This window comes from Bisbaumannia pacifica (assembly GCF_007989625.1).
GTDB lineage: Bacteria > Pseudomonadota > Gammaproteobacteria > Pseudomonadales > Halomonadaceae > Bisbaumannia > Bisbaumannia pacifica.
Genome location: NZ_BJUK01000003.1, coordinates 1 through 21,169, shown reverse-complemented (window position 1 = coordinate 21,169; position 21,169 = coordinate 1). Strand labels below are relative to the sequence as shown.

The window sequence follows — 21,169 nt, the reverse complement described above, 5'->3', positions numbered from 1 at the left end:
CCGGGCCGCGGACAGGCCCGACCGGCGTTGTGTCATCACTCCAGATAGAGCTCGGCGAGGGTCGCCACGATGCGTTTCGCCTGATCCCCCTGCAGGGAGTAGTAGATGGTCTGGGAAGCGCGGCGGGTACTGACCATGCCTTCCCGACGCAGGATCGCCAGGTGCTGGGAGAGCGCCGACTGACTGAGGCTCAGCTTGGCATTGAGCTCCGAGACCGACAGCTCGACGCCATCGAGCAGGCAGAGGATACGCAGGCGGTTCTCATTGGCCATGGCCTTGAGCAGCGCCGTGGCGCTCTCCAGGGTGGGGGCGCCGGCGGCCAGCAGGCGGGCGGCGGGTTGGGATGTGCTCATGGCGGTCTCCGGGTGAGGCGGGGAGGCCAGGGCATCCCCGCGGTATTGAGCCGATCTGGCGGTTCACCCTGCGCACTCGGGCGTCTCGAGTCGTGGGGCGTAGCGTCTCCCTGCGTGTCTTGTCAGTTTCTCATTTAGTCATCCCTCAATACTGATTTAGTGGATCAGCCGGCGGGATGCCACTTCTTTGTCACCAATAAGTTAACGCTGAGTCAATGTGTGTGTCTCGGGCGGGTGACTCTCGATAAGTTGTAGACAATTGGTCGAGTGGTGGCGGCGAATTAGCCGATGGTCTCAGGGTAAATCGCCAAGGATTCGCTAGAGTGTCAACAATCGACGGCGACGCCTTCGCCCCCTCCACTCAGCGAGTCATGAGATCCGCCATGAGCCATTACCAGACCAGCTATCGTCATGCCATCGAGCAGCCCGAGGCCTTCTGGGCCGAGCAGGCCAAGCGCATTCCCTGGTTCACGCCACCATCGACGATTCTCGAGTATGACGATCAGGGACATGCCCGCTGGTTCGTGGATGGCGAGATGAATACCTGTTTCGCGGCCCTCGATCATCAGGTGGCCGAGGGGCGTGGCGATCAGGCAGCGGTCCTTTGGGATTCGCCGGTCACCGGCGAGAAGCGACGCCTGAGCTATCGCGAGATGCGCGACCAGGTGGCGCGCTTCGCCGGGGCCCTGGCCGGCCTCGGCGTCACCAAGGGCGACCGGGTGGTGATCTATATGCCCATGGTGCCGGAGGCGCTGGTGGCCATGTACGCCTGCGCGCGCCTGGGTGCGGTGCACTCGGTGGTATTCGGTGGCTTCGCGCCCCATGAGCTGGCGGTGCGCATCGACGACGCCCAGCCCAAGGTGGTGGTGGCGGCGTCCTGCGGGATCGAGGTGGATCGCGTCATCGCCTACAAGCCGATTCTCGACGAGGCCCTGAGCCAGAGTCGGCATCGGCCTGACGCCTGCGTGGTGCTGCAACGCGAACAGAGCCGGGCCGAGCTGACGCCGCGGGATCATGACTGGCAGGCGCTGGTGGCCGAGGCGGCGCCGGCGGAATGCGTGCCGGTCAAGGCCACCGATCCGCTGTATATCCTGTACACCTCCGGGACCACCGGCAAGCCGAAGGGGGTGGTGCGCGACCATGGCGGCCATGCGGTGGCGCTTCACTACTCCATGGAGGCGATCTATGGCATGCAGCCCGGCGAGGTGTTCTTTTCCGCCTCCGACGTGGGCTGGGTCGTCGGCCACTCCTATATCGTCTATGGCCCGCTGCTGCGCGGCTGCACCACCCTGGTCTACGAGGGCAAGCCGGTGCGCACGCCGGATGCGGGGGCCTTCTGGCGGCTGATCGAGGAGTACGACGTCAAGGTCTTCTTTACCGCGCCCACCGCCTTTCGCGCCATCAAGAAGGAGGACCCGGAGGGGCGGCGGCTGGAGGATCACGATATCTCGGGGCTACGCGCCCTCTTCCTGGCCGGGGAGCGCCTCGACCCACCCACCTTCCACTGGCTCGACGACCTGGTGCCGGTGCCGGTGATCGATCACTGGTGGCAGACCGAGACCGGCTGGCCGATCGCCGCTAATCCCCTGGGGCTGGAGGCGGTGCCCACCAAAGCCGGATCCGCGACCTACCCGGTGCCGGGCTTCAATGTCCAGGTTCTCGACCGCGACGGCGAGGTAGCGCCGGCCAATACCCAGGGCAGCGTGGTGATCCGTCAGCCGCTGCCGCCGGGGTGCCTCACCGGTATCTGGCGCGACCCGCAGCGCTTTCACGCGGCCTATATGGCGGCCTATCCGAACTGTTATCTGACCGGCGATGGCGGCTACTTCGATGACGACGGCTACCTGTTCATCATGGGCCGCACCGACGACGTCATCAACGTGGCCGGGCACCGCCTCTCCACCGGCGAAATGGAAGAGGTGTTGGGCAGTCATCCGGCGGTGGCCGAGTGTGCGGTCATCGGTATCCAGGACGCCCTCAAGGGGCAGCTACCGGTGGGGCTGGTGATCACCAAGGATGGGTTCGACGGCGACGAGACGGCGCTGGAGGCCGAGCTGGTGGCCCGGGTGCGCCAGACCATCGGCGCCATCGCCTGCCTCAAGGAGGTGCTGGTGGTGCCGCGGTTGCCCAAGACCCGCTCCGGGAAGATCTTGCGTAAATTGCTAAGAACCATCGCCGATGGCGAGGAGTACGGCATTCCCTCGACCATCGATGACCCGGCCAGCCTTCAGGAGGTGCATGAGCAGATGCGCGCGCGGGACCTGGGGCAATCGAGCCAGGCAAGGCCCGCCGGCTGACCCTGGTTAGCCGACGCAGAACCGAAGGGCCCCGGCGTGATAACGTCGGGGCCCTTCGTTGCGTCGGTGTCGGTGAGGGCGTAGTTGGGGGTAGGGCTTAGGCCTGGGGTGCCAGTCGAGCCTTGCGCCGCACCAGCAGGCCGATGCTCAGGGCCAGCAGCGCCAGGCAGCTCAGCAGGCCCCAGAGCGGGCTACCGCTCAGTCCCACCACCAGATACCCCGCCAGGCTGACCAGGGCCCCCAGGCCCGCATAGGGCAGCTGAGTGATCACATGATCGATATGATGGCAGGCGGCCCCGGTGGAGGAGAGGATGGTGGTGTCGGAGATCGGCGAGCAGTGATCGCCGAAGACCGCGCCGGCGAGCACCGCGCCCAGCATCGGCAGCAGCATGGCCAGGTCGGTGGCCGCCGCCAGGTCCCCGGCGATCGGCAGCAGGATGCCGAAGGTGCCCCAACTGGTGCCGGTGGCGAAGGCCATCAGGCCGCCCAGCAGGAACAGCAGGATGGGCAGCCAGTGGGGCGCCAGGACCCCTTCCACCAGCCCGGCCAGGTAGGCGCCGGTGCCCAGTTCACCGATCAGGCCGGTGAGCAGCCAGGCGAGGATCAGGATCTGGATGGCCGGCCACATGGTGCCCAGGCCGAGCCACAGGGTGCGTGGCAGGTTGGCGCGTACCGCCGGTCGCGACCACAGCAGGGCCAGGGTGGTGCCCAGGCCGAGCAGGCCACCGACCAGCAGGGACAGGGCCACGTCGGTCTGCTCGAAGGCGCCGAGCAGCGAGAAGGGCAGCCCCTCGGAGGCCAGGCCTTGGGCGCCGGTCACCAGCAGGGCGATCAGGGTACCCGCCACCAGCACGGCGATGGGCACCAGCAGGTCGCGGGGGCGACCGCCCTCGTGTTCGGTGACCGGCGGGTTGCCCGGCGGCTGGCCGCGGCGGCTATCATAGACCCGCCCCTGGCGGGCGGCGGCCTCGTGGCGGCTCATGGCGCCCAGGTTGAGGTCGAGGGCGGCGGTGGCGATAACCAGCAGCAGGGCGCTGATCGCGTAGAAGTTGAGCATCGAGACCTGTACGAAGGCACCCAGGGCGCTGCTGCCGGTGATGGCGTGGGCGGCGAGGATGCCGCCGATCAGGCTGATCAGGTAGGCACCCCAGCTGGAGAGCGGCATCAGCACGCAGACCGGGGCCGCCGTGGAGTCGATCAGGTAGGCCAGCTTGGCCCGGGACACGCCCTGGCGATCGGTCACCGGGCGGCTGACATTGCCCACCGCCAGGCTGTTGAAGTAGTCGTCGATAAAGATCACCGCGCCGAGAACCACGGTCATCAGTTGGGCGTCGCGGCGCGTGCGAATGCGTCGCCGCGCCCACTCGCCGAAGGCCCGGGTGCCCCCGCTCAGGGTGACCAGGGCGACCATGGCGCCCAGCAGCAGCAGGAAGCCGAGGATCGAGAGGTTCCAGGCCTCCGGGGCCCCGAGCCCGGGGTCGTCCGCCGCCGGCAGGGTCCAGAACAGGGCCAGCAGGCGGCTCGCCAGATCGCCGAGGGTAGTCAGGGGATGACCGCCATTGAGCAGCAGGGCGCCCACCAGGATCCCCAGACCCAGGGAGAGCAGCACTCGCCGGGTTAGGACGGCAAGGCCGATGGCCACCAAGGGGGGCAGGAGTGACAGGGCGGAGTCGGTGACGGTCATGGCGATCTCGGCTGAGGGTGGATTTGGCGGCGCATTATGCCCCAAGGGGGTAGCACGCTAAAGGCGGCTCTCGCCTGGAATGGTGAAAAGTCCTGCTGGATGTCCCATTTATGGAAAAAGAGGCGGATGTTTTTCATGCTGGGCATGGACATCCCTGTGATTTCACCCTGGTAAAGAATGTCTCCTGCCGATCAGCCCATCGGTCTCGCGCGGGCGTCCATGGGCTCGGGCGCTCGATGGGGGCGGCTTCCCGGGGGCGCTGACGTCGCGGGTCGCACCGCGTATACTAGCTCCCTTGCATGACCGCCCGGGCCTCTGCCCGGGCGGTCGCCGTTGAACCATCGAGGGTTCCCTCACCCCTCCGCCATGACAAAAAGGTTTCCATGTTCGATCTGACTCCCCATCAGGCGCGACGCTGCCTGGTTCTCCTCGTCGCCTTCCATATCGGCGTGATCGCCGCCAGTAACTACCTGGTGCAGCTGCCCTTCACCCTGTTCGGCTGGCATACCACCTGGGGCGCCTTCAGCTTTCCCTTTATCTTCCTGGCCACCGACCTCACCGTGCGGCTGTTCGGCAAGCGCCAGGCCCGCGCCATCATTCTGCGGGTCATGCTGCCGGCCCTGGTGATCTCCTATGCGATCTCGGTGATCTTCCCGCGGGGTAGTTACGTGGGCCTCGAGGCCCTGGGCGAGTGGAATACCTTCGTGGCGCGCATCGCCCTGGCCAGTTTCCTGGCCTATGTGCTGGGGCAGTGGCTGGATATTCAGGTCTTCGATCGGCTGCGCCGTTTTCGTGCCTGGTGGCTGGCGCCGGCGGTCTCCACGGTATTCGGTAACCTGGCCGATACCCTGGTGTTCTTCGCCACCGCCTTTCAGGGCAGTCCCGATCCCTTTATGGCGGCGCACTGGCCGGAGATCGCCCTGGTGGATTACGCGATCAAGCTGGGCATCAGCCTGCTGTTCTTCCTGCCCCTCTACGGCGTGCTGCTGGCCTGGCTGAGTCGCCGCCTGGTGGCCTGGACCGGGCGCAGCGAGGGCCAGGCGGTGGCACTCGGCGGCAGCAATGGATAAGCCTCGGCGACGCCGGGGCATCGCAACGACGACAAGGAGATGAGGATGGCGATCGAGCTGCATACCCTGGACGGCGGCGCCGGCGACGGCCTGCCCCTGGTGGTGATCCACGGCCTGCTGGGCAGCGCCGATAACTGGCGCTCGCACCTGCGCGGCTGGCAGCAGGTGCGCCGCACCCTGGCGGTGGACCTGCGTAACCATGGCCGTTCCCCCCATGCCGAGGGAATGGGTTATGACGCCATGGCCGACGATGTCCTGGCCACCCTGGACCGCCTGGGGATCGAACGCTGCCACCTGCTGGGCCACTCGATGGGCGGCAAGGTGGCCATGACCCTGGCGCGGGAAAATCCCGAGCGAGTCGCTTCGCTGGTGGTGGCGGATATCGCCCCCGTCGCCTACGGCCACGGCCATGACGCCATCTTCGCCGCGCTACGGGCGGTGGAGGCCGTGGCGCCGGAGAATCGTCGCGAGGTGGATGGGATCATGGCCGAGCATGTGCCGGAGCGGGCGGTGCGCCTCTTTTTGGCCACCAACCTGGTGCGAGGCGAGGGAGCCATGCGCTGGCGCGTCGGCCTCGACGAGATCGAGGCCGACTATGAAGCGATTCGCGGCGAGCCCCAGGGGGATGCCCCCTATGCCGGGCCCAGCCTGGTGATTCGCGGCAGTCGCTCCAACTACGTGACCGACGCCATGCTGCCGGCACTGCGTGAGGTGCTGCCCGAGGCGGCGCTGGTGACGCTCGAGGCGGGACACTGGCTGCATGCCGAGCAGCCGGAGGCCTTCCAGGCGGCGGTCAACGACTTTATCGCCCGGGTCGAAGGGGCAGCTCGCGACTAGTCGTTGGGATCCACGGCCAACTGGGCGACCGGACGAGTCGCCTGCAACTGGCCTTCTTCCACCAGGAAGCGCTCGAAGCGCTCGTAACGCGCCGGATCGAGGGCCGCGGGGCGGGTGGCCAGGCGCGCCAGCAGCCAGGGCCAGGCGCGCCGATTGGCGGCACTGTCGAGGCTCGGTTCGCTGGCCACCAGCAGCGACCAGGCCGCTTCCGGGTGATTCAGGGCCCAGAGGGTGGCACGCTCGAGGGCCGTGACCAGGCGCTGGATATCCTCACGCAGGCCGGCCAGGCGCTCCTGGTGGGCCATCAGGATCAGGCCATCATAGGCGGGCAGGCCGTGCTCCTCGGCGGGGAAGTGGCGGGTGGCGAGGCCCTCCTCGGCCAATTGGGCGCTCAGGGTGATCGCGAGCGGCGCCACCACCGCCACCACCTCTTCACCGAGCAGGGCCTGGCCCAGGGAGAAGTGACGATCCACCAGTCGCGAGGCCTCCAGGACGATGCCCTGCTGCGCCAGCATGGTGCGCGCGATCAGCGGGCTATCCGCCACGCCGTAGGCGAGCTGGCCCTGTGACAGGGCGTTGAGGCCGTCGATATCCTCACGCATCAGCAGGCCGCCGGCCGGGCTGTCGATCAGGGTGGCCACCCTGACCAGGGGCTGGCCCGCCGCGCTCTCCAGGTGCAGTTGGGGCTGGCGGCCCAGGGCCAAGTCGATGCGCTGGGCCGACAATAGCTTGGTCGGTACCTCGGGGTCCGCCGGCGACATCAGCTCCACGCTCAGTGCCTGGCGGTCGAAGTGGCCGCGCTCTCGGGCCAGGATCCAGGGGGCGTGCTGGAGTCCCAGGTACCACTCCAGCATCACCTTGAGCTCGCGCAGCGGCGGCGGGGCGATGGGCTCCGGGGCGCGGTCGGTCTGGGTCGGCGGGGGGAGCGGTTCGGCACGCGCCTCGATCAGCTCGCGTGCCGCATCGATGGCGCGCTCGTCGAGGCGCGGCTCGGCGACGCTGGCCGGGTTGGCATCGGCCGTGGGATCGGGATCGGCCAACCCGGGGGCGCTCCACCCCAGGCACAGGGCGGCGACCAGGGCGAGGGCGCGGCGAATCGGCTTGGTGGTCGGCGTCATGGAATCTCCAGTCGGGTGGCCACGGGGCCGAGACAGCCCAGAGTCTATCCTCGTCGCCCCCGCCGGTGGAAGGGCGGACGATGCCTTTGCTCGGCATCGCGGTATGGCATACTTCTCCTATTTACGTGAGTGCAGCAACGCCATGGACAGCATCAATAGCCTCTTCCTGCTCAGCGGCCTCCTGTTGGCCCTTAGCATTCTCGCCAGTCGTCTCTCTTCGTTGGTGGGGTTGCCGTTGCTGCTGATCTTCCTCGGACTGGGGATGCTGGCCGGGGAAGAGGGCGTGCTGGGCATCCAGTTCGACGACTACGGGCTGGCCTTCTTGATCGGTCATCTGGCACTGGCGATGATCCTGCTCGATGGCGGCCTGCGCACCCGTCTCAAGACCTTTCGCGTCGGCTTCAAGCCGGCCCTCTCCCTGGCCACCCTGGGGGTCTTTATCACCAGCCTGGTGGTGGGGGGCATCGCCATGTGGGTCTTCGAGCTCTCGCTGGTGCAGGGGCTGTTGGTAGGGGCCATCGTCGGCTCCACCGATGCCGCGGCGGTCTTCTCCATGCTCAGCGGGCGCGGCGTCAACCTCAACGAACGGGTCGGCGCCACCCTGGAGATCGAGTCGGGCACCAACGACCCCATGGCGATCTTCCTGACCCTGATGCTGGTGGAGGTCCTGGTGGGCGAGATCGGCGGTCCCGTCGATACGCTGCTGTTCCTGATCAAGCAGTTCGGCCTGGGGCTGGTGATCGGCATCGGCATCGGCTGGTTGAGTGCGCGGCTGCTGCGCTGGGTCGATCTGGCCCCGGGGCTCTACTCCCTGCTGGCGCTGGCCCTGGGCTTCCTGGTCTTCGGCCTGACCGCCTTCCTCGGCGGGAGCGGCTTCCTGGCGATCTACCTGGCGGGTCTGATGATCGGCAATCAGCCCGGGCGGCATCTCAACTTCATCCTGCCGGTACACGATGGCCTGGCCTGGCTCAGCCAGATCGGCCTCTTCCTGGTGCTGGGACTGCTGGTGACGCCCAGCGAGATGCTCCATTACGCCCTGCCGGCGCTGGGCGTGGCCCTGGCGCTGATCTTCGTGGCGCGTCCCCTGGCGGTGCTGCTGGCCATCAAGCCCTTCTTCAAGTTCCGCTGGCGCGAGGTGGGCTTTATCTCCTGGGTGGGACTGCGCGGCGCGGTACCCATCGTGCTGGCGATCTTTCCGGTGATCGGCGGGGTGGAGAATGCTTCCCTCTATTTCAACGTTGCCTTCGCGGTGGTGCTGATGTCGTTGGTGATTCAGGGCGGCAGCCTCTCCTACATGGCGCGCTGGATGAAGGTGGAGGTGCCACTCGGGGTGACCCCGAACCGCCGCGGCCCCTTGGGTATCCTGCCGGAGAATGACTACGAGATGTTCGTCTATCGGGTCGAGAATCAGGACCTGGACGAGGTGCCTATCCGCCTGCTGCGCTTTCCCTCCGGGGCCGTGATCTCGGCGCTCTTTCGCCAGCACGCGATGCTGCATCCCAAGGGCAGTACCCTGCTCAAGCAGGGCGATGTGCTCTGCGTCATCGGTCGCAGCGAGGACCTGCCGGTGCTGAATCGGCTCTTCAACGGCGAGGCGCGACTCAAGCGGCAGCAGGCCTTCTTCGGCACCTTTACGCTGGATGGCGATGCCCTGATGCAGGACGTGGCCGCCGCCTACGGGCTGACGCTGAGCCCGGGCGAGGAGGGCATGACCCTCGGCGAGTTCGTCTCTCTGCGGGTGGGCGGTCACCCGGTGGTGGGCGACGACGTGGGCTGGCACGGCATCCACTGGGTGGTCAGCGAGATGGCGGGCAACAAGATCACCAAGGTGGGCCTGCGACTGTACCAATAGATCGGGGGATGGCGGCTGGGGTCGGTGGGCGTGCCGGCCCCGTCGAGAGACGGTCGGCCGGGAGGCGCGGTGAATCGTGTTTCGGCACCGGGATACCGCCCTCAGACCTGGAGAGCAACGCCTGAGCGCGCCGAGGCCATCGCTGAGGATCCTGGGGAAACGAAAAAGGCGCCCGTAGGCGCCTGATTCTAGAAGAAGAGTGGCGGAGGGACAGGGAGCGCGGACATGGACACCCTAACCCTTTTTAAATCAACCACTTGCCCCGGCTTCCTGTGCTTCAATGTAGCGGATTCCTGTAACAGCTGCAATCCTAGAAGCCCAAGGCGCCTCCTGCACCGCTGAGTAGCAGTAGTTTCGTCGAGTCAGCGACGGCACTCCAAGCCCCTTGGGCTACGTTGCTTCTGAGTTTTTCAGCGAATGTGGGCTCATCTGGTTCATCAAGTGGTCGAATTCCAAGGACAGCTTGTCCCTTCGATGTGAGGACCACGATATTGGATGCTACGCTAGAGCCTCGTAAGTACCCCTCGTCGACCAACCAACTGATGGTGCTGTCGCACAAAGACCTAATCTCTTCCTGATGCTCTGACAGGGCGGGCTCCAGGGTGCCGCTTATGGGGTTGTACTCTTGTGCAGGGTACTTTTCACCCGAGATCGTCTCAACGATGCGTATGGTGTCTATTGGTTTGTAGTCGGGAAACCCATTCAGGGCATCATCAAGCACAAGTCCGGCAACCAGGTGAAAGCGCTCAAGCCGCTCCATGCTTACTCCTTCTTCTCGTTCAACGTGCCCTCAGGCAGGAGCCTGTGTCCGCAAAAAAACAAATACTGGCAAAGAGATAGCCTATCAAGCAGCTGTCTCTTTAAGCACTCGCTGCACCACGCTGACCCCCACTCCCTCTTGTTTGGCGATGCGGTGGTAGCTCAGCCCCTCGGCCCTGGCCGCCAGGATGCGCTGTTCGACCTCTGGTGCCGTCTTCGGCCGCCCTAGCTTCTTCCCCTGCGCCTTGGCACGGGACAGGCCCGCCTTGACCCGCTCTTGGATCATCGACCGCTCGAACTCGGCGAAGACCCCCAGCATCTGGAACAGGGCCTTGCCAGCCGGTGTGGTCGTGTCGACGCCCTGCTGGTGAAGGTAGAGGTCGACCCCCTTGGCGTGGATCTCTCCCAGGAAACCGACGAGATCCTGAAGGGACCGGCCCAGGCGATCCACCGACCACGCCATAATGACATCGAAGTCCCGGCGTATGGCTCCCTTGATGAGCTGATCGAACTGGGGACGCTTGTCCCGCCCCTTGGCGCCGCTGACACCGTGGTCCGTGAACTCGGCTACCACTTCCCAGCCGTGGCGATCGGCAACTGCCTGTAGCTCCCGCGTCTGGTTGTCCGTGGTCTGGCCGTCCGTTGATACTCGGCTGTAGATCGCGACTCGCTTGGCCATGATGGCTCGTCCCTGCGGCTGTGGTGGTAGATGGGAGCAAGCGTAGCCAGGAGCCATACGGAAATCAACTGTTATCCGTACGGTAGAGGCTGGGAGACAAGAACCAGTAACCATGCGGGTTCCCAGGGCGCTGGTCAGCAGGGGTTTTTGGTACGGGGCAGAGATACACCTGAGTCAGTGCCAACAGGCAACGGTGAGACCACTACCTGACACAGTACTTGCGGGGCAGTGGTCAGGTAGTGGTGAGGATAGGGGGTGGCAGCCCTCCTAAGAGGTCGAGCCACGGGGGTAACGGGGGATCTGGCTGCGGAAAGCCCGTAGTGTGTCGGCTCGAAAATGTGCGCTATAAAAAAATACCACCTTCCAGGCGAGTGCATGACTACTCAAGCACCCCGACAACTGGGAGAGATACCGACATGACCCACCAACTGCTCATCGCTGACACCTCCATCAAGACCGACGCCGAAGGGCGGTACTGCCTGAACGACCTGCACCGGGCTGCCGGTGGGGAGAGCCGCCACCAGCCAGCCTTCTTCATGAAGCGTCCCGAAACCGTCGAGCTGCTGGCCGAGCTTAATTCTTCCGCACAGCAGATTTCCCCGGTTGAATCCAAGCGAGGCCGCAGCGGTGGTACCTTCGTCTGCAAGCAACTCGTCTACACCTACGCCATGTGGGTCAGCGCCAAGTTCCACATGAAGGTCGTCGACTTCTTCGACCGTGGACAGACCCAAGGCATCGCCGTTGCTGATCACGCTGCCGACGATCTACTGACCAACCCGCTGGCGTACTTCGAGAAAGTCCTGGCCCAGGCCAAGCAGCTCCAAGCAGAGCGTGACCTCGCCTTGACCAACGCACCCGAGGTCGTCCAGAAGGTGAGGCTGCTGACTCTGTAATATCCACTCGCGTAATTGATGCGGCGGAGTATATTAAGTTGTTGATATAAAAGGGTTTACACTGATTCCTTGGCCGGATATAACTACTCCCGCGCACCACATGGGGTGGTGCATTTCAGGAAGAAAAGACAATGCGAGTAGCGTGTGGCAAGTGGGGGCTTGGTCTGTCAATCGGTGCATTCAAATTCGATATGTACCTGGGTGATCTATACCTGAGAGTCCCCAACGTGGGGGAGCTGGCCTGGAACTCGACTGGCTTCTATTGGGAGCCGGTCAGGACTGACGATAGCGGCCCACGGGGTACGCTCGATGGTCATGGAGGGGGCACGCTCACTACGTGATGTCGAGGCTCACGGGGCTCTTGTCGGGCGATTTCGACGGGGCCCTAATGGCAAAGCTAGAGCCCTTGCTGGCGCCTGTTCTCTTCTCCCTGGCCCGGTACCAGCATCACAAAAAATACCCCCAAGCATCAGGCCGGAAGGAGCCTACTGGAAAACCAGCCGAGGGATGCTTGAGGGTGGGTATTCGCGGGCAGTAGGAAACAATCACGAGACCGTTGTGGCCTGTCTCGCGGGTGAGGGGGCAGGGGCGCTCCCTAACGATTTCTTAGGGAGGTCGCTGGCATTCGCAAGGATCAGCCATACTCTCTGGCCACCTTCCCGTCACAGGCGGCACAGGCCAGGGAGTCGGCCAGTTCGTTCTCGGGGTGACCACTGTGACCTTTGACCCACTCGAAGGCCACGGCGTGGATCTCCAGCAGGGCATCGAGACGCTGCCAGAGATCGACATTCTTGACCGGCTTCCCGGCGGCTGTCTTCCAGCCTTTATGCTTCCAGCTCGCCAGCCAGGTAGTCGCACCGTCCGCCACGTACTTGCTGTCGGTTGCCAGAATCACATCGGCGGGGCGCTTGAGGGCGGACAGCCCCTCAATGACAGCGGTCAACTCGGCCCTGTTGTTGGTGATCTCGTCCCCGGTCAGCTTACCGGAGATCTTCAGGCGTTCACCTTCAGTGTTCACCAGAATGGCCGCCCATCCGCCTGACGCGTTGGCCCGTCCGTTGTTGCTGCAAGCGCCATCGGTGAAGATGTGAATGGTTCGCCGCAGATCTGATGTAGCCTGTGGAGCCGGTGCTGGCGATTGCTGTTTCATGGTCATGTGTGTGTCCGTCATTGTCGAAGGCGACAGTCCCCACAGGCGACGGACCCAGCGAGCGGACACACGCTGCCACCTGTCTATCGCCTTCGAGAATGTCACTGGGGTTTACTTGGAGAGTGACTCGGGGAAAGCCGGGGTCATACTGACAGCCGACACAGGGGATGGCAGCCGACAGCCAGTGAGGAGAGACTGGTGGGGGTACTATCCATCATCACCACACATCGATACCACCCATACAGGGTATCTTCATCAAGCTCGATTTGAGGAGGTCACCCCTTGTCGTGTCCTGTAGCGGCTCCTCAAGATCTCTTGATGTTTTTCCTGAAGAGGGGACCATGTTGGGTTTATAACGGTGGTGATGGTGGTCAGAGAAGCACCGGTAGAAACTCCAAGAGAATCTATAAGATGGAGGGATTCATCACATAGCAGTCCCTAGATCTGTTCCCCGCCATCCGCTGTCACCCCGTGAATCACGGGTAGCCATGCCTCGACTGGGTGCCATCACTTCCCAGCCAGCAACGTCAGGTTCGCGTCGTTCACCTGCCACCCTCGTGAGGTGCGGTCATCGGGTTGCGCCTGAAAGCTCAAAGCAGCGAATGCCGGGGAAACTCGAAGCCATCACATGAGCGAGCCCTGAGTCCGTCCCCCGGAGAACGCGTAGGTCCTCCATAACTGTGTGGGAATCGAACGTCGCCGATCTTGCCTCTATCGTGCTAGGTCGATGCCCCTGTGTTTTGCCAGACCAACGGTGGTATCGAGGATGTGCTGGCGGGTTGGGCCCTCGACGTACTGGTGGGTGTTCGCCTCGTATTGCTGGAAGGTGATCAGTGGGTCCACTTCAACAGTGATCAGCGGGTTAGCCTGGAGGGCAGTCAGCCGGTCGATGGTCTGGGCCATCAGCTTGATGGTCTCGGACTCGTTGGTGGTGATCGGCTTACGGACAGCCGGTTGGACTTCCTTCTTGACCGAGTAGGAGCCGGTCTTGCGGATGGAGGGGAGTACCTCCTTGGTGACCCAGTCTTGGAAAGCCTTGGCCCCAGGCTTATCGCTGCGCATGATCAGCTTGTAAAGACCGGACTCAGCAACGATGACCATCGGGCGCCCTTCTCGCAGACCTAGATGCGCTCGACGCAACAAGCTCTTCTCGTTGTCGTCTAGGCGGCGATACTCACTGGCGTACAGGCCGAGCGCCTTGATCACATCCGAAGCCACGAACCAGGGCTCGCCCTCGATCTCCACTACGCGGACGGTCAGGGACTTGAAGTTGAAGGTGGTCAGTTGAGTAGTCATGTCGGTATCTCTCCCAGTTGTCGGGGTGCTTAAAAGCAAGAACCCCCAGCCGGTATGGCCAGGGGTCCGCGAGGTGCTGTTCTACTACTGTGTGGTAATCAGTCTTCGAACATCTCAGGGGGCAGCCGATGGAGACCTGGGAGTGTTTTCCCTATCGCTGGGCGCACTGCTCTAGCGTCACCGCGTTTATGCTTTCAGCCATTCGGAGCACTCGCCAGACATCGCTATCTTCGGCGATTGGCTCCATTAGTACGAAGTAGGGCACACGACCCAAGCTGCTCTCCAGGCCGTTGAAGAGTTGTGAGCATCGAGTATCCATGCTTTGCACGTGTGAGGAGTACACGAGAGCGGCGGCAAGGATGGTAGCTCCAAGGACCGGCCAGACTGGAAAGGGGGTAAGGAGTCGCATCACGGTTCCTTATTGTTGTCTGTCATGCTCAGAGAGGGGTGAAGGTGGTTCAAATCGAGCCCTCGATATTCCAGCCGCTCGATGGCTTCGGCAAGGGTCGCCAGGTGGTAACCCGAACCATAGCGGCCTGACATCCCAGCCTCTGCGTGACCCTGTAAGGCGTTCATGACATCGGCAGAGATCCCCGAGGCCCGACAAGCGTCCTCGAAGTTGTGCCGGAAGGAGTGAAAGGCGTTCTTGCCGTGCTTCAGTCCCAAGCTCTCCAGCAACTGACGGAACCGCTTCGAGTACACCGACGAGTAATAGCCGTCCTCCCCCATTGGCATGTCAGGAAACAGCCGCTTGCTCCCTTGCTGGCGCATCCTGTCGACGTGTTCGAGGATGCCTAGGCGCTTCAACTCCGGGTGTACTGGGATTCCTCGCCAACTGGATACCGTCTTCAGGGATTTGTCATCACCATCGCCATTGATGTCGAGGTAGGTGATTTCGCCTTCCTGCTTCACGTCCGATACGTATAGTTGCAGGATCTCCCCCATACGCATCCCCGAGAACAGGCTGATCAGCGGTGCCCAGAACATCCCCGAGTCACGCGGGACCAGCTCTCCCGGCTGGCGCCAGAAGCGGAGCGACCGGCACCCGGTGAATACGGGGGCTTTGAAGAGCGTCCGAAGCTCGGCCAGGGTGAACGGGTCGCGTTCCTCCCTCGCTCGCTTCTTCAACTTGATCTTGAGCCCAGCCAGGGGGTTGGTCGGGCAGTCGTCGTAGTGGTTCGCCGCCCAGTTCCAGAACGCCGCCGCATAGCCGAGCAGCTTGTTGACGTTCTTGTCGGACATCGGAGGCATTCCGAGTTCCTGGGCTCGATCTGCCGCCTTGTCGATGGTCAGCCCCTTCAATGGCTTCTGCTTCGTCCAGTTTGCGGGGAGACGCATCAGCAGCGCCTTGAACAACCGTCCATCGGCCTTGCCGTAGTCCTCCAAGGGCTTGTCGCCGTTGATGGTAATGAAGCTGGTGATGGTGGACCGGTGATCGTTGGCCGTCTTCGGCGTCCATGTCCGCGCCTTCTCGGCCATCCACTCCTCAGCGGCAGCCGACAGCAGCGGCCCCTGTCCCTGGTTAGCATGGCCACCATAGGTAGAGGAGGGCCGGTGTTCTTCACTGGGCGCAACCCTGGGGGTAACCACGACCTCGCCTTGATCGCGTCTCCTTATCTCACCAGCGGCCTCTATGAAGGTCTCCTGAAAGACTCGCCCCAGTCGCTGCCACGCTGGCGCATCGGGAGTCAGGAAGATGCCTTCCTCCTCTACGATGTCGCTTACCGCTCGCTGTACGTGGCGAGCCACCCTCCCCATGGCGTAGCACTCCCGTGCCTCTTGGAGCAGTTCTCCCATAACTTCCATGTGGACATAAGGATCTTGTCTACCGGTACCGAGCTGCTCCGTCCGCATCCCTTCATCGCTCTCCAGGATCTGCGCATGGTATATAGAAGCGAGGTGGGTGACCTGATCGTCAGACAGGGAAGCTTGGGGCTGAGCCCTTGCGGCTATCATCTGACGATGCTGGGCGAACCGCTCGTCAACCTCGGAGGCCGCCTTGCGGACACGGCGGAGTGCCTCCTGATAGTCGGAGGTATTGAGGGAGAACGTCTCCTCGGTCTTGGGATAAGTCTCGCGGATGTCCTGAGGGATGGCGACGCGGTGGTAGTAGCGCCCACCTCGACGGTACAGGCGGGGGTGTCCGGTGACTTTCACGGTCTTCATGGCCTCCCAATGTAACACCAGATTGGGACGGCCGGGAAAGAAAAAGCCCCGAGTTCAGCAAGTTACTGATTCTCGGGGCTCGATATTCGAGTGGCGGAGGGACAGGGATTCGAACCCTGGGTAGGCTCTCACCTACGCCGGTTTTCAAGACCGGGAGAGGTGGCGGGTTTTTCCTAATATAAACAGCGACCTAGAAAGCAGGGGGTAACAAAACCTCGTTGCACCTGGGGCATTTGCCGGTTGTTACCCCTCGCTTTTCTCGTCCTTCGGTTGCACTGTTTTCGCCGCCTGAAAGCCCTCGGCGGAGAGCATGGTCACCTCGGCGATCCGCTTGGCGCGGAGGTAAATCTCGGTGGTGCGGCGATCACTGTGCTGCAGATTGGCCTGCACGTCGAGCTTCTGGTTGTCCGCATCGGTGGCGTGCTTCGCACGCAGGTCATGCTCGGTGAACCGGGTCAGCCCTCCCTCCTTGATCGCCTTCCTCATACTGTACTGCCAGCGGCTGTGGAAGTGGTCCTTGTCGTAGGCCTCGCCATTGCGCTTGCAGAACAGGGTAGGGCCCTGCTTGCCCCGGGCCAGGTTGTCGGCCCTGATCTCGTCTACCAGGCGGCGCAGCTCATCATCCCAGGGAATCATCGCCAGCTTGCCCACCTTGCGGGTGCGCAGTCGGATGCCCTCTGGTGTCAGCTGGGATAGCTGCAGCGATAGAAGATCCTTCTGGCGCAGCCCGGTCTTGTACTTGAGCAGGGTGTAGCGCTGCACCCAGGGCGTCGAGTACTTGAGGAAGGTGCGCAGCTCGGCGTCGGTGATGTAGCGATCCCGCGGGATCGTCTTCAGCTTCGGTACCGGATCTGCTGGGTTGTGCTCCATGAGCCCCCAGCGCTGAGCGGTGCGGAAGATATGCTTGAGCAGGGCCAGCTCGTGGTTGGCCTGGGTCTTGGACTGCACGCCCCGGGCGTCCAGGAAGCGGTAGACGTCGTGCACCGTCACGTCCTCCAGCTCCATCCCGCCGAATACCTTACGCAGGGCTTTAAGCTCCTGGAGGTTCGAGCGCCGGGTGTCCGGAGACGGCTTGGCCGGGATGATCTCGGCCTGGTAGCGATCGAAGAGCTGGGCCATGCCCGTCTTGGGGAAGAGGAGGGGCTGCCACTCCTCCCATGCCTCCAGTGCCTCGCCCCGGGTGGCGCCGAGGCGGATCCAGCTCTTGCCGACCAGGGCCTTCTGCCGGTCGTTGCACAGATAGCGCCAAGCGCCCTTGCGCCAGTAGACGCGAGGAATGCCAAGCGAGGGTTTGCTCATCGGCTCAGGGCCTCCAGGTTGGGCCGGGTGCGCTCCTGAATGGCCGGCGCCTCGCCGCAGAAGACTTGCTCGACGTGGCGCCGGGCGACCAGGAGATCGCCGGCGGCGTTGATCTTCCAGCGGATATGCATCGCATCGAGGGTGCTGCACTGCTCCTTCCGGCGCTTACGTCCGGTGAGCTCCTCGAGTTCTTCGCTGGTCAGGAATAGCCTCATGATCCTGTCTCCTTGGGTGACCTGCGAGGGCCGGGCAGGGCCCCAGATACAAGAAAGCCGCCTGTTGGGCGGCAGTTAGCTTGTGTATTCGCGCTCGAGTATTCCGCGTGCCCCGAGTGGCCACTGATTGAAGCGCCTCTGTGCATGAGAGGTGCTCCCGTACAGCAGCAGCCTGTCCACCTTGAACACATTGGCGGCGATGCTCGGAGCGCGTACCGGCGATGGCTGTCGTCCATCCAGCGCGACGCAGGCTCATTGCAGACATCGGCGAACATCGCCTGGCTGCTACCGAGACGCTGGCGGTAGTGTTGAAGGCCTTTCGGTCCGCAGCTCATGAACTCTCCTTGAGGGCCGATTCCAGGATGAGAACGATTCCGGTGCCAAACGCCGTTGGCATGTGCTCCCCAGCGTAGATCCGAGCCCGTCGCATGCCGGCCTCCAGTCTGGCGATCCGGTCCTCAGCTTGCTCCAGCTGCTCGGCAAGCTTGGCCTTGTCCTGCTCGAGCTCCACATTGCGTGCGACGAGCATCTCGTTGATGTCGTCCGCGATGGGGCGTTGGGCGGTGGTGATCATGATGCATCTCCGATCTTATTGCGCTGGTAGGGGCGCTGGGCATGCAGTGGGCACCCGGCGCTAGTGCACTCGCGGATCATCCGCCTGGTGCCACTCTCCTCGCCGCCGCCCATGCACTCCCAGCACTTGGCCGTGATGGCCAAGCGTAGGCTCCTGGGGTTTTGGCTGGCTTTCTCGATGGGGTCGAGCCGGGCGATTTCGCCTGCTGCGCGCTTATCTGCCATAGCCTGCCTAGCCTTCTTTAAGGCCTCTGTTTGCACATCAGTCTCCGTGGTTGATGTTGAAGTGAAGTAGTAGCATCAAGCTGCATTCTTAAACGGATTGCCTATAGCATTGCGATGATCGAGCACATAGTGTGTAATGAGAGATGATTCAAAGGTTTGATTTTTCCAGGGAAGATTGTTTTTAGGGGAGAGGGGATGAATTACGAAGAGTATAAAGAGAGAGTTTCTGGAAGTATTAGAACCTGCAAAGAAGAGATGGGGGTGCAGCCTATTCTCTTTTTTGGGTCCGGCATGTCGCAAAGATACATTGGCACTCCGACTTGGAGTGGCTTGTTAAGCATCCTTTGTGAAGAGTGCCCCTACATTGAGCTGCCATTGAGTTATTATGAGCAGCAATGCGCTGACAATGTAGAGGTCGGTACGCATTTGGCTAGATATTTCCGCGAATGGGCTTGGAAGGATCGTGGATCCTTCCCCGAAGAGCTGTTTGAGCCAAAAACACCTGCGGATGCTTATATCAAGCATTATATTGCAAGTTATTTTTCGAAAGAAATAGTAAGCGAAAAAGCTCTAGCCAAGCAAGAAGCCTATAGGGATGAGATCGAGCTCCTAAAAAAGGTTAACCCCTATGCAATTATTACAACAAATTATGATCAGTTTTTGGAGTCTGTGTTTCCAGTTTATGAGCCAGTAATAGGGCAAGAAATACTTAGAAACTCGTTTGCCTCAATTGGGGAGATTGTAAAAATTCACGGCTGTGCAAGCCGCCCCGACTCTCTGATTTTCTCAAGCGAAGATTATTTGGATTTCAATACAAAAAAGAAGTATCTTAGCGCTAAGCTGTTAACGTTTTTTGCAGAGCACCCGCTGATTATCATGGGATATAGTGCTCAGGACTCTAATGTTAAAGCCATTTTGTCTGATATAGATGAGGTTTTGTCTCAAGAAGATGACCTGGTTCCAAATATATACATAGTAGAATATGATGAGGGCGCTGAAAAAACGGGGCAGCATAAAACGGAAGTTCTTGTCCCTCTCTCGGCAGAGAGAAGCTTGAGGGTAAGCTGTATTGTTGCAAGTGATTTTTCTTGGATCTACGAAGTTTTGGGAGAAAACCAAGCTATTGAAGGAGTTAATCCCAAAGTTTTGAGATCAATTCTATCAAGAACTTATAGCATGATTCGCTGTGACATTCCTAGAAGAAAAGTTGAGGTTGATTTTAAATTTCTTGAAGAGGCTTCTTCTGAAAAGGGCTTTGCCAAGCTGTACGGTGTTACGAATATCGATGACCCATCAACATTCAATGCCGCTTATCCTTACTCGCTTACAGATGTGGCGAATAAATTGGGGTATAGGACTTGGCATAAGGCAGATCAGCTAATCAAGCTATTGGTTGAGCAGACCGGGGTGAATATAAAATCAAGCGATAATGCATATCATGTGACTATTAAGTCAGGAAGCAAAGCTGTTTTCAATAAATACTCGCATCGAGCAATAGAGCTGCTCAGGCTAGTAAGAGATGGCGAAGAGTACACCCTTGAGGAGTGCTAGAGGTAATTGCTACGACCGTCTAGTCGGGGCAAGGTGCCGAGGTATTCTACAAGCTTTATCCAGAATGAAGCGGGGCGCCTCAGTGGGCGTCCCGGGCCCTGGGTAGTTGGTAGCAGGTTATGCGGTCACCGAGCAGGTCGGTGCCGGCTGGCTCGATCTTGGCGCGGCTGGCAGGCGACTAGATGGTACGCGGATGGATTGGTGTGCCGTCCATGAGACGCCAGCCCCCCCTATCACGAGATGGGTCTTCTGTCTTCGCTGCATCGACTGGAGCAGGCGCTCTTATGGTTTGGTGTGGGCCATGGTCGTCTCCATGAAAAAGGCCACCGCCCGGTGGCCTGAAAAGTCTGGATGGTTCGTGCTAGAATAATCGCGTCGGTTTAGGGAAGCGGACTGCGTTCTGGGTTCGATTCCCGTGCAGCACTTGCAGATTCTGGTCGCCTCTATGTGTTTCCTGTGCATGCTCATCAAGAACTGGATGCTCAGCAATACGGAACCGAGCCGAGCTCTCGGTAAGGAGGAAGGGCCTATGAGTGAATTCGTGTCGAAGGCAAAAGTGGTAGTCGCCTCATTTTTTGAGGCTTGCTCGGCGGCTGGATACGCGATTGTGCTGCCCCTGGCTGGGGCGCTTCCCTAAGCCGACACCCTTCCAGTGTTAACCCTGACCCAGCCGCTCCTACGCTGCCTGCCGCTCCGCTTGGCGGCGAGCATGGTCATGCGGCGTCGGCCTCCGATAGCTCGACTATGCGCTTGTGGATCGCCTTGCGGTACGCCCGGCCCCGTCCGAGCGAGCAGCGCGGTAACGGCCAGGGCGTCGTAGTTAGAAGGGGATCTCGTCATCGAAGTCGTCGTAGTTCCCGGGATTCGGTGCGCCGTACTGGTTGCCCTGGCCGCCCTGAGCGGGAGGCTGCTGGGGCGGCGAATTCTGAGGGGGAGCGCCCTGGGGCGCCTGGCCACCGTGGCCCTGCTGCTGGTAGCCGCCCCGGGGCTGCTGTTGACCACGGGGTGGGGCATAGCCGCCTTGCTGCTGGTAGCCACCGGCCTGGCCACCACCGCGGCTGTCGAGCATCTGCATGTCGTTGGCGACGATCTCGGTGCTGTAACGGTCCTGGCCGTCCTGGGCCTGCCACTTGCGAGTCTGCAGACGCCCTT

General features: G+C 62.1%; 18 protein-coding genes. 6 read left to right on the top strand and 12 right to left on the bottom strand.

The annotated features are described in order from the left end of the window. Positions 1 to 35: 35 nt before the first annotated feature. Positions 36 to 353, bottom strand: coding sequence for an ArsR/SmtB family transcription factor (locus HPA02_RS01555; RefSeq protein ID WP_146801210.1), 318 nt, complete (start codon positions 351 to 353; stop codon positions 36 to 38). A gap of 371 nt (positions 354 to 724) precedes the next feature. Here HPA02_RS01555 and HPA02_RS01550 point away from each other — a divergent pair, with 371 nt between their 5' ends. Then, positions 725 to 2,650 carry a propionyl-CoA synthetase gene (locus tag HPA02_RS01550; protein WP_146801432.1) on the top strand — a complete coding sequence of 642 codons (1,926 nt, stop codon included), beginning with the start codon at positions 725 to 727 and terminating at the stop codon, positions 2,648 to 2,650. Positions 2,651 to 2,747: 97 nt separating this feature from the next. Here HPA02_RS01550 and HPA02_RS01545 read toward each other — a convergent pair whose 3' ends face one another. Continuing rightward, positions 2,748 to 4,334: a Na+/H+ antiporter NhaC family protein gene (locus HPA02_RS01545; RefSeq protein WP_146801208.1), complete on the bottom strand. Its 1,587-nt coding sequence runs from the start codon at positions 4,332 to 4,334 to the stop codon at positions 2,748 to 2,750. A gap of 383 nt (positions 4,335 to 4,717) precedes the next feature. Between HPA02_RS01545 and HPA02_RS01540 the strand changes: the two genes are divergently transcribed. Together HPA02_RS01540 and HPA02_RS01535 are read left to right on the top strand one after the other, a co-directional pair. Further along, positions 4,718 to 5,404: a 7-cyano-7-deazaguanine/7-aminomethyl-7-deazaguanine transporter gene (locus HPA02_RS01540; RefSeq protein ID WP_146801206.1), complete on the top strand. Its 687-nt coding sequence runs from the start codon at positions 4,718 to 4,720 to the stop codon at positions 5,402 to 5,404. 45 nt (positions 5,405 to 5,449) lie between these two features. Continuing rightward, a complete protein-coding gene (locus tag HPA02_RS01535; protein ID WP_146801204.1) occupies positions 5,450 to 6,241 on the top strand; it encodes an alpha/beta fold hydrolase in 792 nt (263 codons plus the stop codon). Here HPA02_RS01535 and HPA02_RS01530 read toward each other — a convergent pair. Further along, positions 6,238 to 7,359, bottom strand: coding sequence for an ABC transporter substrate-binding protein (locus tag HPA02_RS01530; protein ID WP_146801202.1), 1,122 nt, complete (start codon positions 7,357 to 7,359; stop codon positions 6,238 to 6,240). The genes HPA02_RS01535 and HPA02_RS01530 overlap by 4 nt on opposite strands. 142 nt (positions 7,360 to 7,501) lie before the next feature. Between HPA02_RS01530 and HPA02_RS01525 the strand changes: the two genes are divergently transcribed. Continuing rightward, positions 7,502 to 9,211, top strand: coding sequence for a potassium/proton antiporter (locus tag HPA02_RS01525; protein ID WP_146801431.1), 1,710 nt, complete (start codon positions 7,502 to 7,504; stop codon positions 9,209 to 9,211). Between the two features lie 310 nt (positions 9,212 to 9,521). On the opposite strand, the gene HPA02_RS01520 is transcribed toward HPA02_RS01525, so the two are convergent. Beyond that, the gene (locus tag HPA02_RS01520; RefSeq protein ID WP_146801200.1) at positions 9,522 to 9,971 is read right to left on the bottom strand and encodes a hypothetical protein; all 450 of its coding nucleotides are present in this window, start codon (positions 9,969 to 9,971) and stop codon (positions 9,522 to 9,524) included. Between the two features lie 84 nt (positions 9,972 to 10,055). After that, the gene (locus HPA02_RS01515; protein WP_146801199.1) at positions 10,056 to 10,649 is read right to left on the bottom strand and encodes a recombinase family protein; all 594 of its coding nucleotides are present in this window, start codon (positions 10,647 to 10,649) and stop codon (positions 10,056 to 10,058) included. Positions 10,650 to 11,065: 416 nt separating this feature from the next. Here HPA02_RS01515 and HPA02_RS01510 point away from each other — a divergent pair, with 416 nt between their 5' ends. Beyond that, a complete protein-coding gene (locus tag HPA02_RS01510; protein ID WP_146801197.1) occupies positions 11,066 to 11,542 on the top strand; it encodes a KilA-N domain-containing protein in 477 nt (158 codons plus the stop codon). A gap of 634 nt (positions 11,543 to 12,176) precedes the next feature. Here the strand turns inward: HPA02_RS01510 and rnhA are convergent. The 6 genes from rnhA to HPA02_RS01480 form a co-directional block, all read right to left on the bottom strand. Then, positions 12,177 to 12,698 (bottom strand): ribonuclease HI, encoded by a 522-nt coding sequence (gene rnhA, locus HPA02_RS01505; RefSeq protein ID WP_244945835.1) that lies wholly within the window; start codon positions 12,696 to 12,698, stop codon positions 12,177 to 12,179. Between the two features lie 705 nt (positions 12,699 to 13,403). Then, a complete protein-coding gene (locus HPA02_RS01500; protein ID WP_146801195.1) occupies positions 13,404 to 13,988 on the bottom strand; it encodes a BRO-N domain-containing protein in 585 nt (194 codons plus the stop codon). 408 nt (positions 13,989 to 14,396) lie between these two features. Further along, entirely contained in the window at positions 14,397 to 16,154 is a 1,758-nt protein-coding gene (locus HPA02_RS01495; protein WP_146801189.1) for a site-specific integrase, read from the bottom strand. Positions 16,155 to 16,397: 243 nt separating this feature from the next. Further along, the gene (locus HPA02_RS01490) at positions 16,398 to 17,453 is read right to left on the bottom strand and encodes a tyrosine-type recombinase/integrase (protein ID WP_146801187.1); all 1,056 of its coding nucleotides are present in this window, start codon (positions 17,451 to 17,453) and stop codon (positions 16,398 to 16,400) included. Then, positions 17,450 to 17,668, bottom strand: coding sequence for a DUF4224 domain-containing protein (locus tag HPA02_RS01485; protein ID WP_146801185.1), 219 nt, complete (start codon positions 17,666 to 17,668; stop codon positions 17,450 to 17,452). The genes HPA02_RS01490 and HPA02_RS01485 overlap by 4 nt, the downstream gene beginning before the upstream one ends. A 331-nt stretch (positions 17,669 to 17,999) precedes the next feature. After that, complete coding sequence (locus tag HPA02_RS01480) at positions 18,000 to 18,242, bottom strand: hypothetical protein (RefSeq protein ID WP_146801183.1); 243 nt, start codon at positions 18,240 to 18,242, stop codon at positions 18,000 to 18,002. Positions 18,243 to 18,661: 419 nt separating this feature from the next. On the opposite strand from HPA02_RS01480, the gene HPA02_RS01475 reads away from it, so the two are divergent. Further along, the gene (locus tag HPA02_RS01475) at positions 18,662 to 20,017 is read left to right on the top strand and encodes an SIR2 family NAD-dependent protein deacylase (protein WP_146801181.1); all 1,356 of its coding nucleotides are present in this window, start codon (positions 18,662 to 18,664) and stop codon (positions 20,015 to 20,017) included. 820 nt (positions 20,018 to 20,837) lie between these two features. Here the strand turns inward: HPA02_RS01475 and HPA02_RS01470 are convergent. Next, the coding region (locus HPA02_RS01470; protein ID WP_146801178.1) for a single-stranded DNA-binding protein at positions 20,838 to 21,169 on the bottom strand (332 nt) is incomplete at its 5' end.